15 protein-coding genes are annotated in these 16,681 nt (G+C 56.1%); 5 read left to right on the forward strand and 10 right to left on the reverse strand.

What is annotated here, in order from left to right; translation table 11 throughout:
* Positions 1–154: 154 nt before the first annotated feature.
* On the reverse strand, positions 155–910 hold the full coding sequence (locus ACR0KN_RS13970) for a globin domain-containing protein (RefSeq protein WP_480654348.1): 756 nt from the start codon (positions 908–910) through the stop codon (positions 155–157).
* A gap of 58 nt (positions 911–968) precedes the next feature.
* On the reverse strand, positions 969–2,069 hold the full coding sequence (locus ACR0KN_RS13975) for an NAD(P)/FAD-dependent oxidoreductase (protein WP_480654350.1): 1,101 nt from the start codon (positions 2,067–2,069) through the stop codon (positions 969–971).
* A gap of 62 nt (positions 2,070–2,131) precedes the next feature.
* On the opposite strand from ACR0KN_RS13975, the gene ACR0KN_RS13980 reads away from it, so the two are divergent.
* The gene (locus tag ACR0KN_RS13980; RefSeq protein WP_480654352.1) at positions 2,132–2,485 is read left to right on the forward strand and encodes a winged helix-turn-helix transcriptional regulator; all 354 of its coding nucleotides are present in this window, start codon (positions 2,132–2,134) and stop codon (positions 2,483–2,485) included.
* A gap of 104 nt (positions 2,486–2,589) precedes the next feature.
* Here the strand turns inward: ACR0KN_RS13980 and ACR0KN_RS13985 are convergent, their stop codons facing one another.
* On the reverse strand, positions 2,590–3,603 hold the full coding sequence (locus tag ACR0KN_RS13985) for a LacI family DNA-binding transcriptional regulator (RefSeq protein WP_480654354.1): 1,014 nt from the start codon (positions 3,601–3,603) through the stop codon (positions 2,590–2,592).
* Between the two features lie 104 nt (positions 3,604–3,707).
* Here ACR0KN_RS13985 and ACR0KN_RS13990 point away from each other — a divergent pair, with 104 nt between their 5' ends.
* The 4 genes from ACR0KN_RS13990 (at position 3,708) to ACR0KN_RS14005 (ending at position 9,675) form a co-directional block, all read left to right on the forward strand.
* Positions 3,708–6,029 (forward strand): DUF1989 domain-containing protein, encoded by a 2,322-nt coding sequence (locus ACR0KN_RS13990; protein ID WP_480654356.1) that lies wholly within the window; start codon positions 3,708–3,710, stop codon positions 6,027–6,029.
* Positions 6,030–6,064: 35 nt separating this feature from the next.
* Positions 6,065–7,033 (forward strand): ABC transporter substrate-binding protein, encoded by a 969-nt coding sequence (locus ACR0KN_RS13995; protein WP_010442658.1) that lies wholly within the window; start codon positions 6,065–6,067, stop codon positions 7,031–7,033.
* 64 nt (positions 7,034–7,097) lie between these two features.
* A complete protein-coding gene (locus ACR0KN_RS14000; protein WP_480654358.1) occupies positions 7,098–8,147 on the forward strand; it encodes a quaternary amine ABC transporter ATP-binding protein in 1,050 nt (349 codons plus the stop codon).
* A gap of 10 nt (positions 8,148–8,157) precedes the next feature.
* The gene (locus ACR0KN_RS14005) at positions 8,158–9,675 is read left to right on the forward strand and encodes an ABC transporter permease (protein ID WP_480654360.1); all 1,518 of its coding nucleotides are present in this window, start codon (positions 8,158–8,160) and stop codon (positions 9,673–9,675) included.
* A 419-nt stretch (positions 9,676–10,094) separates the two neighbouring features.
* Here the strand turns inward: ACR0KN_RS14005 and ACR0KN_RS14010 are convergent, their stop codons facing one another.
* From ACR0KN_RS14010 to ACR0KN_RS14040, 7 genes are read right to left on the reverse strand one after another with little or no spacing between them, the layout of a single operon-like run.
* The gene (locus tag ACR0KN_RS14010) at positions 10,095–11,159 is read right to left on the reverse strand and encodes an ABC transporter ATP-binding protein (RefSeq protein ID WP_480654362.1); all 1,065 of its coding nucleotides are present in this window, start codon (positions 11,157–11,159) and stop codon (positions 10,095–10,097) included.
* Complete coding sequence (locus tag ACR0KN_RS14015; protein ID WP_480654364.1) at positions 11,159–11,944, reverse strand: ABC transporter permease; 786 nt, start codon at positions 11,942–11,944, stop codon at positions 11,159–11,161. The genes ACR0KN_RS14010 and ACR0KN_RS14015 overlap by 1 nt, the downstream gene beginning before the upstream one ends.
* Positions 11,941–12,804: an ABC transporter permease gene (locus ACR0KN_RS14020; protein ID WP_170477115.1), complete on the reverse strand. Its 864-nt coding sequence runs from the start codon at positions 12,802–12,804 to the stop codon at positions 11,941–11,943. The genes ACR0KN_RS14015 and ACR0KN_RS14020 overlap by 4 nt, the downstream gene beginning before the upstream one ends.
* Positions 12,805–12,832: 28 nt before the next feature.
* Positions 12,833–13,873, reverse strand: coding sequence for an ABC transporter substrate-binding protein (locus ACR0KN_RS14025; RefSeq protein ID WP_480654367.1), 1,041 nt, complete (start codon positions 13,871–13,873; stop codon positions 12,833–12,835).
* 41 nt (positions 13,874–13,914) lie between these two features.
* The gene (locus ACR0KN_RS14030) at positions 13,915–14,847 is read right to left on the reverse strand and encodes a PfkB family carbohydrate kinase (RefSeq protein WP_480654369.1); all 933 of its coding nucleotides are present in this window, start codon (positions 14,845–14,847) and stop codon (positions 13,915–13,917) included.
* The gene (locus ACR0KN_RS14035) at positions 14,844–15,869 is read right to left on the reverse strand and encodes an ADP-ribosylglycohydrolase family protein (protein WP_480654371.1); all 1,026 of its coding nucleotides are present in this window, start codon (positions 15,867–15,869) and stop codon (positions 14,844–14,846) included. The genes ACR0KN_RS14030 and ACR0KN_RS14035 overlap by 4 nt, the downstream gene beginning before the upstream one ends.
* 5 nt (positions 15,870–15,874) lie before the next feature.
* Positions 15,875–16,612 (reverse strand): GntR family transcriptional regulator, encoded by a 738-nt coding sequence (locus ACR0KN_RS14040; RefSeq protein ID WP_480654373.1) that lies wholly within the window; start codon positions 16,610–16,612, stop codon positions 15,875–15,877.
* Between the last annotated feature and the right edge of the window lie 69 nt (positions 16,613–16,681).

Here is a 16,681-nt window from a genome sequence, read left to right on the forward strand (position 1 = left end):
GCCAAGCTAAATAGCGGCTCTTTCCAAGCGGCGCGGTTTCTGCACGGCACAAGGGACAATCATCGGAACCGGTCTGGCAGCTTCAATATAAGTGTTTGTGATGCTGCCAGTTGTTTCGGCGGGGTGATTAGGTGTCTGGCTTGGATTGCAGGCGTCACATCATCAACGCTTTTTCAACAAGTGCCTGTTTGTCCGGATATTGGGACACGTCCACACCGTGCTCAGCCAGCGCGTCGCTTAGCTCTTGCGTGCTCAAATTTTCGATTGCTGCGGTCGTCATTCTCAGGAAGTTTATCCGGCGCTTTAGCTGTCCGTTCGTTTCACCAAAAATGTGCCGATCTTGGAAAGCGAATTCTTCGGCGTATTTTGTCATGAAGTATGACAGGAACGTGTTGAGGCTGATCCGCAAGCGTGGATCATCTGTGAGCAGGTCCGCAGAGGCATCCAACGTCTGTCGCATCAGGGTGGCCCATCTTTCTGCCCCCTTGTCATTCATCAGTGCCATAGCGTTATGCGCGTGATGAAAGTTCAACCGGAACTCAGCGCCGTGGTAATAGGGACCACCCCCCATGACATCGATCCACATGGAGGCCTGGGTCGCAACATGGTGGTGCAATCCCCCAACCCTTTCGAAGACGGATGTGAACCAGGGCTCATCGGCAAACACGCGTTCATAGAATCTGGTGACTACGCCAACAATTGCATCTTGTCCCAAGACAGAGAATAGCTGCCAGAACTGAATCGGCTTTGAGGTGTCGCCCGGTGCAGTTAGCGAAACAACCTCTGCCATGCGGTGGGCGTCAGCGGGCAGCAGTCCATTTTCGATCGCAGCTGTGATATATGCCTGCTGAACGCGCTCACTCATATACCCGTGGCTCGTTGGAAATTTCGGAAGGTCGACAAGTGTCATCAGTTTATGTCCTGGTAGTCTCTTGTCGGGAGGTGAATTGTGGGGGTTTCAGCCCATCCTATCGCCCGAACGCCTTGCGATACTTCGAAATAAAAAGGTCTTTTCCCTTCATCTGGCGCGTGACCCAATCGCCAACAGTCGCAAATAGCCAGCTGTTCCCGATTTTGGGACCAAGGGGCAGTAAGATCGGGGCTTTTTTCCATGGCACATATGGCTTTAGATCCTCGATCGCCTGGCCTTTCAGTGTTTGTTTCAAGGTTTTGATTAGCCACGGATTCTGTCGGGATATTGCCACAATGGTCATACCGTCACCGATATCGGCAATGTCTCCTGCGATGAAGACGTTCGGGTGCTTGGAAGGGCGTAACCATTTGTCGGTTTGAATCCGGCCAGAAGGTGCCGTGGTGACCCCGGAAAGCGTTTGCGCCAAAGCCGTATTTGGCCTGGATCCGATCACAGGAAACACCAGGTCAGCACTAAACACCCGGCCATCGGTCAATTTGACCGACCCGGCATAGGGTCTGTCCAAGTGTAGCAAGTTTTCCGCTCTTTGGCCCAGAACGATGTTCACGCCTGCGCGTTCCAGCTTGCGTTTCAACTGCGCGCCCAACTTTGCCGGGTACATTGGAAACAAAGTGTTATCTGAAGAAACCAATGTGATGTCCTTGTCGGGTTGAGCTGCGGCGATTTCCCCTGCCAACTCGGCGCCGACCGCACCTGCTCCGACGATGACAACCGACTTTGCTGACGACAATTGCAAACTAACCTCAGCACTCGCCTCGCGAAAATCCTTAATGCTGTTACCTTCAGGTTTGAAAGGCGCAGCATAGGACGAACCTGTCGCCAGGACGATGTAATCGGCGGTATAGATGGTTCCGTCTTCTAACGTAATTTCGGATTGTGTAACCCTTGAGGCCCGACCGCGAATGACGCGTCCGCGCATCAGCAAACGATCATAGGGCAGAATGATCTGATCCAACAATTCGGGCTGCAAAAGTGCACGAATGGTCGCTGGCGGCTGCACAAAGGCTTCGCGTTGCTCGATCAGCGTGACATCAGCGTATCCATCCAGTGCTTTGGCGACCTCAAAGCCAACATATCCACCGCCGACAATCACGACTTTCTTCTGGGTCATCTTCTTCCTCGTTGCGTTCCGCAAGTCTGAGGCGTAGTTAAAAATACAAGATCAAAACGACAAGTACGGTCATATAGGATACCGCTATGGCAACGCGCGAACCAGATGAAAACTGTCTGATTGAGCCACTGATAGAAGCGATCTCGGGTAAGTGGAAACTCTTGATCATCTATTGGCTGGCGCAGGAAACCTCACGGTTCAATCAGCTTCAGCGCAACCTCGGTAGCATCACCCACCGCACTCTAACCCGACAACTTGGCGAGCTACAGGACGCTGGCTTTGTGTCCCGCAAGGACTTTCGGACTATCCCTCCACATGTGGAATACAGTCTGACCTCATTGGGGCAAAGTCTGATCCCCTTGTTGCAGGCCATGCATGAATGGGCGGCAACAAACGCGGGTAAAATGGCACATCCGAAAGACAGCAAGGAGCGCATATAGTTGCGTACGTCCCGGCAGTAATTACATCCTTCCAACGGTTGCTTTCGGGACACTGAAGCCCGATATCGAACGGGTCGGCCAATGTCTGGTCTGGCCCACTTGCCTCAACAACGTTTTGTAGAGTTCCGAACAACGAGTTGTGTAAACAACTCTTCGGATTTGGGCGCCTGATGAGTCGTGATCCAGTTGGCAAGTGCGTCCGCCGCGCGTTCACCCATCTGAGAAACCGGTAAATGTACGCTTGTCAGTGGCGGAACGGTTACAGACGAAGTTGGAAGATCGTCAACCCCGACCATGGAAATTTGGTCCGGGACGATGATATTTTGCGCCTGAAGACCAAGCAAAACCCCCAGGGCGACGACATCGGAAAGACATAGAATTGCCGTTGGCCTGGTGCTTAGATTGCCCAAGTGTTTTGCAGCGTCTGCGCCGCCCTGATGGCTGATCTCGGTCTCGAAGGTTGAGAGCTTTCCGTCGAAGGGAAAGGCTTTGAGGCCGGTTAGGCGCGCTCGGGTACGGTCATTATCGTTAACGGGGCCATGCACGACCGCAATGTCTCGGTGTCCGAGTTCAACAAGGTGTTTTAGGGCAAGTTGCGCCGCAGCCGCGTTATCATACCCGATGGTCGGCAGCGGATTTTCCGGATTAAAGAAAGACGTGACGATCGTTGGCAACGACGCCCGTTCGATCAGTTCGTGAAACGCCAGGCTGTGGGTAATGCCAGTGATGATCAGTCCTTCTGCCCCGATATCTAGCAGGCTTTTGGCTTTCTCGGCTTCAATCTCTAGGCTCGCCTCGGTTGTCGCAACGATCAGAGACAACTGATGGTCTGATAGCTTACGCTCCAGAGCAGCAAGGAATCGGGCAAAGATCGCATTGTCCAGCGTAGGGACCAAAGCCCCAACAAAGCGGGTGCGACCAGAATTGATTGCCCTGGCAGCCGCGCTAGGAACGAATTTTAGCTCGGAAATCGCGGTCTGAACTTTTTCGAGCGTTTCCTTCTTCACCACGGTCGGTTCATTCAGCACCCTGGACACCGTTGCGACGGACACGCCCGCTGCTTTTGCTACATCTCTGAGATTTGAGCGTTTTTTAGGCTCGGGGGTTTTCTGCGTCACTGATTTTAGGGCCCGTCTTGCCGATTTCTAAGTAAAGAGTTGACATATGTAACTGGTTTCATCAAGCTCTGTAACTAGTTACATTTTGGGAATCTGGCTGCACCATGCACGGGTCTACGGTTTTGCATGCTTTTACTAACACGGGGTACGACGGCCCCGGTCGCCGGTTCCCGGGCTTCCCAAATGCCCTTGACGCACACACGCATGTCCTGTCTCCGCGCGAGGCGGTGAAGCTGTCGATCAAACCCGGAGATTTGCTGTCAGTAGAAGGGGCTGGTTCAATGCAGCCATTGGATCTCGCTGCTTTGGCAGAGGGTGGGCAGCCGATGCTTGCGGCGCTTGGGCTGAGCCAAACCGGGTTGGTTGAATGGGACGGTTTTGACAGTGCCCGGTTCTCGGGTTGGATAGCAGCGCGGGATGGGGATCAGCGGGTTCCCTGTTGCAGATTTGATCAATCATCCGAGCCAGTGATTATGCGTGCCAGTCAGACGATGACGGTCTGGTTGATCCGACCCGTCGGAGTTGCCGGGCTAATCGAAGGCTCAGGCGCCGGAATTGTGACGGTTCTGCACAAACCCGCAGCCAAACGTGATGTGCAAATGCCCCCTTTGCTGGGTGATACACGAGACGAGTTCACCGTCCCTCGCGGCAGCGCCATGGCGTATGAGCTTAAAGCTGGCGAATTCGTTCAAATCATCGATGTTGAAGGCCAGCAATGTTCCGATTTCATGGCGTTGCGGGCTGATGGCCTGGATCGTGGCGAGGAATGGATGATCGACTCCACTGCCACTCGGTCCATGGTTAGACGGGCTTTTCCCGGCCCCGGTTTGCTGGATAAATTCTTTGATCGCGATATGCGCCCGTTACTGAATCTGGTTCAGGACACTTGTGGTCAACACGATACATTCGGTCTGGCGTGCACCGCTCGTGGTTACGAAGAGAGAGGCTTTCCCGGCCATCTAAACTGTTCCGACAACATGACCAATGCTCTAGTGCCCTACGGTGTCAAAAAGCGGACCGCTTGGCCCGCAATCAATTTCTTCTGGAGCACGTGGGTTGACCCGGCTTCGCATCATATCCTGACTGAAGAATCCCGTTCGCGCCCCGGTGATTATGTTGCCATGCGAGCGTTGGAGGATCTGGTCTGCACCTCGACCGCCTGTCCAGACGACATTGATCCGATCAACGGCTGGAACCCGACGGATGTGCATGTACGTATCTACCGCCCTGAAACACCGATCCGCCGTGCGGTTGCCTATCGCGAAAAGGAAGACGCCCTCATGTCGATCAGCCAGGAGTCCGCTTTTCATGACCGTCTGGCCCCGCTGACCCAGCATTTCGCGCCAGCGCGTGATCTATGGGCACCGGTCAGTTACCCGGCCCATGGTACTTTGGGTGAATATTGGGCCTGCCGCGAGGCTGTGACAGTGCAGGACATGAGCGGTCTGCGCAAATTCGACATCGTCGGCCCGGATGCCGAGGCGCTGCTGCAACTGGCCACCACTCGAAACGTGGCAAAACTGCCGGTTTGGCGTGGATCTTACACGCTGATGTGCGACGAAAGTGGATCGGTCATTGACGATGGCACCTTGTTCCGTCTGGCGCCCGAGATTTTCCGTTGGTGCTGTGGGTCCGAGGAAAGCGGGCGGGTGTTGCAAGAACTGGCAGACGTGCGCGGCTTGCAAGTGCGGGTCCACGCATTGCGCGGAACGATGCCAAACCTGGCTATTCAAGGGCCGAAATCGCGCGACTTGCTACGCAAGATCGCTTTTACCCAACCGCATGTCCCCAGCCTGGATCATCTAAAATGGTTCGGTGTCACCGTCGCACGGCTGAACGATCGCGAAGGTGCGCCGTTCATGCTGTCGCGATCGGGCTATACCGGCGAATTAGGGTATGAAGTTTTCTGCTCAAAATCCGATGCTGTCGCGATCTGGGATGCGGTAATGGCAGCCGGCGAAGAGTTCGAGATCGCCCCAATGGGTTCAGCCGCACTAGACATCATCCGGATTGAGGCAGGTCTGGCCGCCGCAAACGCCGAATTCGCACCGGGCGTCGATGCGTTCGAGGCTGGATTGGGCTTTGCGGTCGATCTGACCAAGTCTGACTTCACCGGCAAGTCGGCTCTGCAACGCAACGCACGCGACCCGCGCCGGGTGCTCAAAGGGCTGCTGATCGGTTGCGATGACGTGCCAGCCCACGGTGCCCCGGTCTACGCGGGAGAACGGCAGGTGGGTGTGGTGACCTCGGCTATACGTTCACCGATGCTGGAGCATGCGATTGCGATGGCCCGATTGTCGGTCGAGCAGGCGGAAAACGGCACTCAATTGGAGATCGGACAGCTCGACGGACGGATGAAACGCCTGCGCGCGACGGTCTCGGACATTCCATTCATAGACCCGCAACGCAAGCGGGCGCGCGCCTGATGGCGCATGCAACTCAACGAAACGGGAGAATTAATATGAAAAAAGGAATGCTAACAGCTGCATTGACCCTGACTTTGGGCGCGACAACCGCGATAGCGCAGGACAAAGTGATGGTCGGTGAACCCAGCTGGCCCGGTGCCAAGATTATGAGCCGCGTCATTGGTCAGGTTATCGAAACACGTCTAGGCGGCGAGGTTGGCTATGCGCCTGGCGCCAATGCGGTGATCTTTGCAGCGATGGATGGCGGGCGTGGCGATATCGACGTCCACCCGGATGTCTGGCTGCCTAACCAGTCGTCATTCACCGACGAGTATGTCGATCAGAAGGGCACCGTCGCGCTGTCTTCTGGCAGCTACGAGGGGCGCGCCGGCATCTGCGTGCCGAACTATATGGTTGAGGATCACAACATCCGTTCAATCTACGATCTGGCCACCCCGATGGCGCAAGAGCTCTTCGACTCGGATGGTGACGGCATGGGTGAGGTTTGGGTTGGTGCTTCGGGCTGGGCTTCAACCAACACATTCAAAGTGCGGGTGCGGGACTATGGGATCGAGACCTTCCTGACACCAACGACCGAGGATGAAACCGTGTTTTATTCGCGCTTGAAGGACCAGGTTGACCAACAGAAGGGTGCGGCGTTCTACTGCTATGCGCCGCATTACGTGCATGCTTTGTATGATGTGACAATTCTAGAAGAACCCGAACATGATGCGACCACCTACAAGATGGTGCAGCCCGATCAGGACGCGGATTGGTTCAACAAGTCCCATATCAGCACCGGTGAACCGGTCAAGACCGTGACCGTCGCCCATTCCAAATCGCTTGAGCAGCGCAACCCTGCAGCGGCGTCCTTTCTGGCCAATATCGACATGGATGCCGGTGAGCTGAGCGGCCTGACTTACGAGGTCGTGGTCAAAGGGCGTGACACAGACGAGGTCGTGGCCGAGTGGATCGCCGCCAATGGCGACACCGTCGACAGCTGGCTTGGTCTGACCACCAACTAAAACCTGCGCGCGCCCAATGATTTCGGGGGCGTTGCTCGATTCATTCAACTGCGGTGGGGTCAGTATGACAGCGGATATCGCAATCGACGCAAAAGGCGTTTGGAAGGTTTTTGGTGCGCGGTCGCAGGAAGCATTGCAGGCCATCCACAGCGAGGGGCTGAGCAAGGCCGAAGTGCTGGAGCGCTTCAACTGCGTTGTCGGCGTCGCCGATGCAAGTTTCGAAATCGAGCGGGGTGAATTGTTCTGCGTCATGGGCCTGTCGGGCTCAGGCAAGTCGACCCTTGTGCGGCATGTGAACCGTCTGCTGGAGCCCACGGACGGCCATATCTTTCTGGATGGCGAGGACGTGATGGGCCTGAATGATGAGGGCCTGCGCGACCTGCGCAACCGGCGCGTCGCTATGGTGTTCCAGAACTTCGGCCTGATGCCCCACCGTACTGTCCGTGACAACGTAGCGATGCCGCTGGAAATCCGAGGCACCGGCAAGGCGCGCCGCTGGGAAGAAGCGGACCGGGTGCTGGAACTGGTCGAGCTCAACGGTTGGGAAGACAAATATGCGCATGAGCTGTCGGGCGGTATGCAGCAACGTGTGGGTCTGGCCCGTGCCATCGCCGCCGACCCCGAGATATTGCTGATGGACGAGCCGTTCTCGGCCCTCGACCCGCTGATTCGAAAGCAGTTGCAGGACCAGTTCATGGACCTCAGCCACAAGCTGAACAAAACCACGATGTTCATCACCCACGATCTAGATGAAGCGATCCGCATCGGCCATCGTATTGCGATCATGAAGGATGGGCGCATTGTGCAGATCGGTACGCCGGAAGAGATCATCCTCAACCCCGCCGATGACTATGTGGCCGACTTTGTGGCAGGGATTTCCAAACTCAACATGATCTTCGCCCATGCGGTGATGAAACCGGTTGAAGAGTTCGAGGCGCATCACGGCGAAGTGCCCGAAGATGCCAAAGAGGCGCATCCGGACATGGATTTGTCCGATCTGATGAACCTCTGCGTTGATGGTCATGGAGTTGTAGCCGTCACTCAGGATGGCAAGACCGTGGGTGTTATCAACCGAGCGGGTCTGATCCGCGCGATTCAGGACAGTCAAGCCTAAGGGGACCGCTATGAAACATGTTGATATACAACAGATCCAACCGGAAACCGCCGACCGCCTGAATGGCTTGATCGGAGATTTCGTGGGGCAGGGGCAGTCCTATTACCAAAAGACCTTTGCCTACATGATGCAGGCGCCCGGCTACCGCTTTACGCTGAACAAGGCCGCTGCAATTTTGGGTCCGATATGGTTCGGGGCGCGGGGGCTGTGGTCGTGGTTCCTTGGGTTTTTGGTGCTGGAAACGCTTGCCTATATCCAAATCGGCCTGGGCTTGTTCGGTGATCTGGGCCGTGAGTTTCGGGAACGCGCGGAACAGATTGAGCAGACATTGGAGCTGCGCCGCCAGCAAATTGCAGCGGCAGAGCAATCCGGTTCAACCACTTTGGAGTCATTGAAGCGCGCCGCGGAATCGCTTGAGGGTGCATTGGCAGGCGCGCAGGAGGCCGCACGTTCAGCGGATTCGACAGGATTCACCTATCTGGTTATCGGGATCGTCCTTCTGCTGGCGTTTAAGTTCCTGGCCGCCTCGTTGGCCAACTGGACGCTTGAAGGGCAGTTCGCGCGCTGGCGTTCGGACCCGAGCGTAGCGCATGGCTGGTCGCTGCCTCGAGTAGTCGTCGCGACGGCGCTGACTGCCGTGGTAGTAATTTTGTCGATGATCAAGTTTGCGCAACCCGATGCGCTAGCAGTACTCAAAACTTTCCCAACCAACCGGGACTGGCGTTTGAACGTCGGCGATGGCGTACAAGCAGTGTTTGAATGGACCAAAACCGCCGGGCGCGGCTTCTTCGATGGGCTGACCTATGGGATGCGCACCCTGTTGGACTGGATTGAGGTAGTACTGGTCGATACGCCGTGGCCGGTCGTGGCACTGGTGATTATCATGCTGGCCTATCTCTCTGCCGGACCGCGCGTGGCAATCTTCACCGGTGCAGCGCTGGCCTATCTGGGTCTATTGGATTTCTGGGAAAAAGCGATGACCACGATTGCCCTGCTGGGCGCGGCGGCGCTAATCTCGATCACTCTAGGTATCCCGCTTGGCATCTATTGTGCGCGCCGCCCGCGGGCGTTTGCAATCGTGCGACCGATTTTGGATTTCATGCAGTCGATGCCGTCCTTCGTCTACTTGATCCCGGTCGTGGCCTTTATCGGATCAGGCAAGCCAGCGGGCGTGGTCGCTACAATGATCTTTGGCAGCCCCCCGGTGATCCGTTTTACCGTTCTTGGCCTGCAGCAAGTCCCCGAAACCGTGCGGGAGGCCGCATTAGCCTTCGGAGCGACGCCCCGGTATCTGCTATGGAGGGTAGATCTGCCCCTGGCGCACAAGACTATCATGGCGGGTGTGAATCAGACTATCCTGATGTCTCTTGCGATGGTGGTCGTCGCCTCGCTGATCGGTGCAAAAGGCTTGGGCGAGGACGTGCTGGAGGCACTTCAATATGCCGCTGCAGGACAAGGAATTTTGGCTGGATTGGCGATCCTGTTCTGCGCGCTCATCCTGGATCGGATTGTGGCTGGAAGAAAATGACGAATACGTCAAGCGCACGATCACTCGACAGTATTTCGAGGTGGGCGATGCAGATTTGTTCGCAGATGTCACGGTCTCGTTTGAACCCTTAGTTTGAGCAAGCTCACTGGCCCGGGCATGTGGGCGGTGCAGGCACCTACAAGGTGACAGGCTATGTTGTTCTACTAATCTGATTGAAGCTGGTTCGAATTGTTTTCCAACCCGGTGGCAGCGCAGATCCAGTGCCGCATATGTTGGATTGATGTTTGAACCCAGATCGCCGGACTATTAATCGCATTCGCCACCCAGTGAGGCGTCATTCAATTAGTAGGCTGATCCGGTTGCGTGCAGTCACTTCGTTTATCACGAGGTCAACGCACGTCAGGCCGTGTTTGTCGTAGCGCCACGAACGAGGGTTTTCGATCTTGATCTGGCTCGTCTCAATTGGAGTCGAACCCAACTGATCCGTCTGGAACGACAATCGTGTGCTCGGGTTTCCAGCTCAGCCATATTTCGCCACCTTCGGGCAAATCCGGGATGTCCTGATCGCGCGCAATGACTTTGAAGGTGCTGTCGTTGTGTTTCAGGACGCAGGTCGCCATCGCTCCGGCGAAGATGCGACGGACCAGCGTGGCGGGGAGTTTTGAGATCTCGTCGCCGTCAGGCTCTGAGATAGATATGCTCATGTTCTCGGGTCTGACGGCCAGGGTCGACTGCGGTGTCGCTCTGTGTGGCAATTTGATATCCGCGTCGCCAGAATTCAGAGCCAAGCTGCTTTGACCTGTCAGAATATTGGCTTCGCCCAGAAATTCGGCGGTAAAGACGTCGACGGGATTGTTGTAGACTTCGCGTGGCGGGCCAGCCTGAATCATCGTTCCCTGTCTGAGGATGCCGATCTTGTCTGACAAAGTAAGGGCTTCTTCCTGATCATGGGTCACAAAGATCGTTGTAATGCCAATCTCACGCTGAATACGCTTCAATTCTATCTGCATGTCGACGCGCAAGGATTTGTCCAAGGCCGACAGCGGCTCGTCCAATAGAAGCACCTTTGGATTAGTGACAATAGCCCGTGCCAATGCCACGCGCTGTCGTTGACCACCAGACAACAGATGAGGTTTGCGGTCGCCCAGTCGCCCAAGCTGTACCAGTTCCAGCGCTTCACCCACGCGGCGGCGTTCCTCGGCTGCACCTACTTTGCGTACACGCAATCCAAAACCCACATTGTCGGCGACGGTCATATTGGGAAACAGAGCATAGTTCTGGAACATCATTCCAATGTCGCGCTTTTCGACGGGAATGTGCTCGACCGACTGATCACCGATATGGATCGAACCACTGTCCGCAAAGATAAATCCGGCAATAGCACGCAGCAACGTCGTCTTACCACTGCCTGACGGGCCGAGAAGGGCAAAAAAACCACCATCCGGAAAGTGCATGGTGACGTCATTCAAAGCTTTGAGTGACCCGAATGTTTTGGTGACGTTTTGGACAGAAACATCGGCCATCAGCGTTCTCCTCCGAAATTCGAGAACCGGGCTGCAAAAAGCATCACGGCCATCGAGATTACGATAATGATTGTCGAGATTGCATTGATTTCCGGCGTGAAGCCTTTGCGGATCGAAGTGTAGATCAAAACCGGCAGCGTGCTGTCTCCGGGTTCGGAGAGGAAGTACGACACAACGAACTGGTCAAAGCTGACCGCAAAAGCGAACAGAGCACCAGCAATGATCCCCGAAGCGATCCAGGGCAGGGTGACGCGGCGGGTCACGGTCCAGCTGTCGGCGCCCATGGACCTTGCGGCCTCTTCCAGTGTGGGATCAAATGTCGCCAAGCGGGCGCTGACGACGACGATCACGTAAGGCAAGGCCAGGGCGACATGGCCAATCAGAACCGAGGGTGTGCCGCGGCCAAGACCGACGCCATAGAAAAAGATCAGCATCGCCGTGCCGGTGATCAGCCATGGAATCGCGATCGGCGGGAACAGCATCACCTGCAGGAAGCGCTTGCCACGGAACTCGAACCGGAACAGGGCCAGCGAGGCGGCTGTGCCCAAGATGGTGGCAATCACTGTTGTAGCCAGCGCGATCAGAATTGAGCGGGTCGCGGCATTCAGAATTTCGGTGTTCTGGCCCAGTTTTTTGTACCATTTTAGCGAAAACTCAAAGGGCAGTTGATAATACTGTGACGCGTTGAAGGACATGAACGCCATGACGATGATCGGGGCGTAAAGAAAGAATAGGATTAGGCCAAGCCAAACCTTACCTGCCCAGACCAGATAGGTGTTCTTCATGTCTGTGCCCTCCGTAATGCCGGGCTGGCGGTTGCCAGGATCACCAAAACCACCGCAAGCAGGATAAAGGACAAGGCAGCCCCTAAGGGCCAATTGAACACGGCCACGAACTGATCCTCAATCACGGTGCCAAAATAAGTTCCGACACGACCACCCAATATGCGTGGTTCCATGAAAGAGCCGACGACAGGTACAAAAATCAGTACCGCACCGGCCAGCAGCCCGGGCAGGGACAAAGGCAGGATGACGCGCCACAGGATGGTCAGTTTGTTCGCCCCCATTGACCGCGCGGCGTCGATCAGATTGTCGTCGATGGCCTGTAAGGCCAGATACGAAGTCAAGATCACGTAAGGCAGGTAAGAGTGGACCAGGCCGATAACGATCGCCGGGGTCGAGAACATCAGGTTCACATCGACCTCGAACGGCAGGATCGCGTTGAGGCCGAGCTCTAGCACTCCATTTCCGCGCAGAACGATCGCCCAGGAAAATATCCGGACCAGAGAATTCGACCAGAAGGGCAGGATGACCAGAAGGAATAGTGCTTCGCGCGACTTACCCTTAATCGCCTTAGCCAGAACATAGGCGCAGGGAAAGCCGACCAGCACGGAAATCACCGTCACAGTCAGGCCCAGCTTTATGGATTTCCAAAGCAGCGTGGCGTAAGTCGAGGTCTGGAAGAAGGCCTGATAGTTTTCAGACGTGTAGTGCCATTCGGCATCGCCAAAAGGCACATCGGACAAAAAGCTGAAATACAGCATCGCCGACAGCGGCAAAAATATTGCCACCGTCAGCCAAATGTAAGCCGGAGAAAGCAGGCTGACGATCTTGAGCCTGTTTTGTCGGGCGAGAACCGTTGACATGTCTGCTTTCTCCTTAGCGTGCCTGGGCTTATTGGGCGGCTTTCAACCCTTGCCAGAGCTCAAGGTATTTCTCGCGATTTTCATCCGAGACCGGACGCTGGAACTGGACGCGTGCCACGACTGCGGGATCCCCAAGAACGCGCTTGTTGAACGCGTCATCAGGCAACGCAGCGGCGGCCTTGGCATTGGCCGAAGCTGGGGCACCGCTTTCGGCCCATTTGACGTAGAACTCAGGGTCGATCATCCAATTGATAAAGGCGTGTGCAGCCTCTTTCTTGGTCGATGATGTTGGGATCGACAGACCATCCAACCAGCCGATTGCACCCTCGTCCGGCACGATGAATTGAACCGGTAGTCCGGAAGCCATCGAGCGGCTCGCAGAACCTGACCAGAAGGTCGCCACATCCAGATCGCCCGCAGCCATGAACTGGTTCCAGTCGTTCTCCGAACCCCAATAGGTTTTGATCTGAGGCATCAACTCGGCAAGTTTGGCCTCGATGGCATCGAGATCCTGGATGTCGTTGATATCCTGGCCCGTTGCGATAGCTGCGAATTGTACGGCTTCCAACGCGTCATCGCGGATCGAGACTTTGCCTTCGTGCGCCGTGTCCCAAAATACGTCAATCGACGTTGGTATCTCGTTGAATTCATTGGTGTTCACAGCAAAGGATGTCAGGCCCCAGGTCCAAGGCATTCCATGCAGCGCACCTCCGGCGTTGAGGTCCGGATTGGCGGCCAGATTTTCGGGCACGTCGCTAAAATTCGCGACCATCGAGCTGTCCACTGGCCCTATCAGCCCCTCGGCCTGCGCCTGTGGCGTAAAGGCCGCGTTGATCAGCACGACGTCATAGGCACCGGGGTTGGTCCGAAGCTTGGTCAACATCTCTTGTTCAGAATTGAAGTATTCATGAACGACGGTGTGGCCCGTTGCCTCGGTAAAGGCAGAAATGGCCCAGTCTTCGTCGGTTCCATACCCTTGCCAATTGAGAACTCGGATCTCATCGGCCAGAGCGGCCGCGCCCGTTGTTGTCAAAGCAACTGTGGTTGCTAATAGGATACGTTTGTTCATTGTGATCTCCCGGTTGAATGGTCTTTAGCTTTGGTTCTCGATCAACCCGCCTCTTTCTTGTTTAGGGCGTCCGCCACGACCGCTTGGGTCGGCGCCGTTGCGGGCCCTTGTTGTGTGGTTGACAACGCCGCAGCGACATTTGCGTAAATGGCTGCTTCCTTTGGGGTATCACCGCGCGCCATTCGCGCGATGAAACTGCCAACATGGGTGTCACCAGCGCCGTTGGTGTCCGCCGCTTGAACGCGGTAAGGTGGGATATGGTGAAGAGCATCGGGCCGGGCCAGAATGCAGCCGTCTTCCCCCAGTCGCACAACAGTTCCACCGTCATCAGGGCGGGTTTCAGCAAGTGCTCTGGCAGCAGCAACGGGGTCCGTGTGACCAGTCATAACCGCAGCTTCGCGCGCATTTGCACTGATCCATGTGGCCCGTCTCAACGCCGTCTGCAGCACTTCATGTGGGAGAGAAGCGATGATGGGCGAAGGATCGAACACCAGGTTATTGATGCGGGCATCCGAAGATAACCTCTGGTGCAACGCATCACGCGAGCCCGTGTAGTGCAGAGCGTAGCCAGACAAAAGGGTCCAGTCGAATTCGGCAAAGCTGATCTGCGTTAAGTCCTCGGCAGTCACGTGCCCCTCAGCACCGTCGCTTGCCACAAAGGTCCGCTCACCCTGAGGGTCGATCATCACGGTACAGCAGCCCTGATCGCGCGTTAGGTCTTGTGCCCGCAGGAACGGGATACCTTCGGTGTTAAGACCTTCGCGAATAATCTTGGCAAATGGGCCAGATCCGATAGAGCCTCCATAGAATACCATCATACCTGCGCGTTTCGCGGCCACCATGGCGTTGAACCCGCCACCAGGTGCGATGGAGAAACCCTTGACGATAGCTTCTTCACCAACCGCTGGAACAGCTTCGACCTGATAGAGCAGATCGGCCACAACACCTGACATCTGAAGAAGACGATTGGTCATCTTTCGGCCTCCGTCTTTGCGTCAGACGTATGGCGAAGAGAAAGCAACTGTTCCGCTATTACTTCGATGGGTAGGTTGTTGGCAGCACGAACAGGGTCGAGTACAGCGGGCGCGATGGCTTCAATTCCGGCGCATGCCCCGGCCATCGCACCGGCAATAGCGCCGATTGTATCTGTGTCGTCCCCGATATTCGCGGCAATTCGCGTGGCCTTCCAAACATCCCCCGACGCCATCCTTACGATGCCAAAGGCCGCCGGGACAGATTCATACGAAGAGACAGAAGTTCCGACGATTTGCGCGAATTCTACATCGGTCAGGCCCTGATCAGCGAGATCAAGTGCGTTTGAAATCCGACGGCGCATGTTTGCTTCGCCAAACCGATGGCCGCGTTTCTGCCCTTGCTCTGCGGCGTCCAGCGCTGCGTCGAGTGCTGAGTCGAAATCAAGACCATCCACACCACAGCTGACGACAGTGGCAACAGCAGCAGCAGCGGCGATGGCTTCGCCCGTGTTATGCGTCATACGGCAGGCCAGTTCCACGCGGTCCAAGAAATTCTGCGTTGGCGAGAAATGCGTGGCGATCCCAACCGGTGCAATTCGCATCGCAGCGCCGTTTGTCGTTCCGTTGCGCCCCGTTTCGCTGGCTGGTTCTCCGTTCAGCATCGCTGCAAGAGCCGCTTTGGAAGATGGACCCAGCAGGTCGCGCAAACCACGCGCTCGGACGTCACCCTCCCAATCCAGCAGGTCTTGCGCCCAAAGCGCCTCGTCAAACCCTTCGCCATCTTTCACTAAACGTTGAGCCAACAGCAATGCCTGCTCGGTGTCATCCGTCACCTGCGCCGCCTGTAGGCCATGAGAGACCGGATGGTCGGGGTAGGGGGCGACATAAGCTGTGATCTCGCCATAATGTTGCGCTATTTCTGAGCGCGACAGCGTTTGTGAGGGCATACCCAACGCATCCCCGATGGCCATTCCGGCAAGAGCGCCGCAAGCGCGACTGAAAGCCAGTTCTCCAGTGGCCATAGCCGTCAAAACTCCATGTGCAGACCAAACAGGTCTGGGTCCAGAATGCTCTCGACAAATTCCAGGGAGTCCCCGTCGGCTGAACGGGTCAACCGGCACAGCCGCAACATCGGTTCTCCTGACACGCGCCCCATGACAGCCGCGTCTTCCGGGCTGAGCGCGGGCAAAACACGCGCCCATTCGCTACCGCCATTGACCGCCAACCCGCGACTGCGAAGCGTTTCCGTCAAAGAGCCGTTTTCCAGACCGGTCTCAATTATCTCGGAAAACTCCGAACGCCATGGGACACGGCTGCGTTCCAGCGACACTCCCTGACCGGTGTTCACACGAAAACGTAAACGATCGACCATCAGGACATCGGTGCCGACACTTTCAGGTGCGTCTGCTAAATCCATTTTACCGCGTGTCAGGCGAAGAATCCGCGTCGCAAGTTCGGTTTCACCCGAGGACAATGCAACGCTCCATCCCTTGCGGTCGTCGATCGTTTTTCCCCCGAAGGTTACAAATGATCCGATGCCGCGCCGGGTCGTGATCAGACCCTTGCGGCTGAGGATATCGAGGCTTTTGCGTATCGTGTTTCGACTGACCGAGAACCGTTTGACCAGCGCGTTCTCACTGGCCAGCGGTGCGCCTGTATCCAACCCACCTGACCGGATCTCTTCCTCTAACATGAGTGCGATCCTGACAGATTTTGGTGCTCCGATCCGGTCAGTGCTTGTTGATTCTTGTTCAGACATGTTCATGCTTGTACCTTATCCGGATTCGATAATCTGTCAACTTGGGTATACGTAGGCCCACTTGGCTCAAACTGC

Source organism: Ruegeria sp. AP7, from assembly GCF_056539905.1.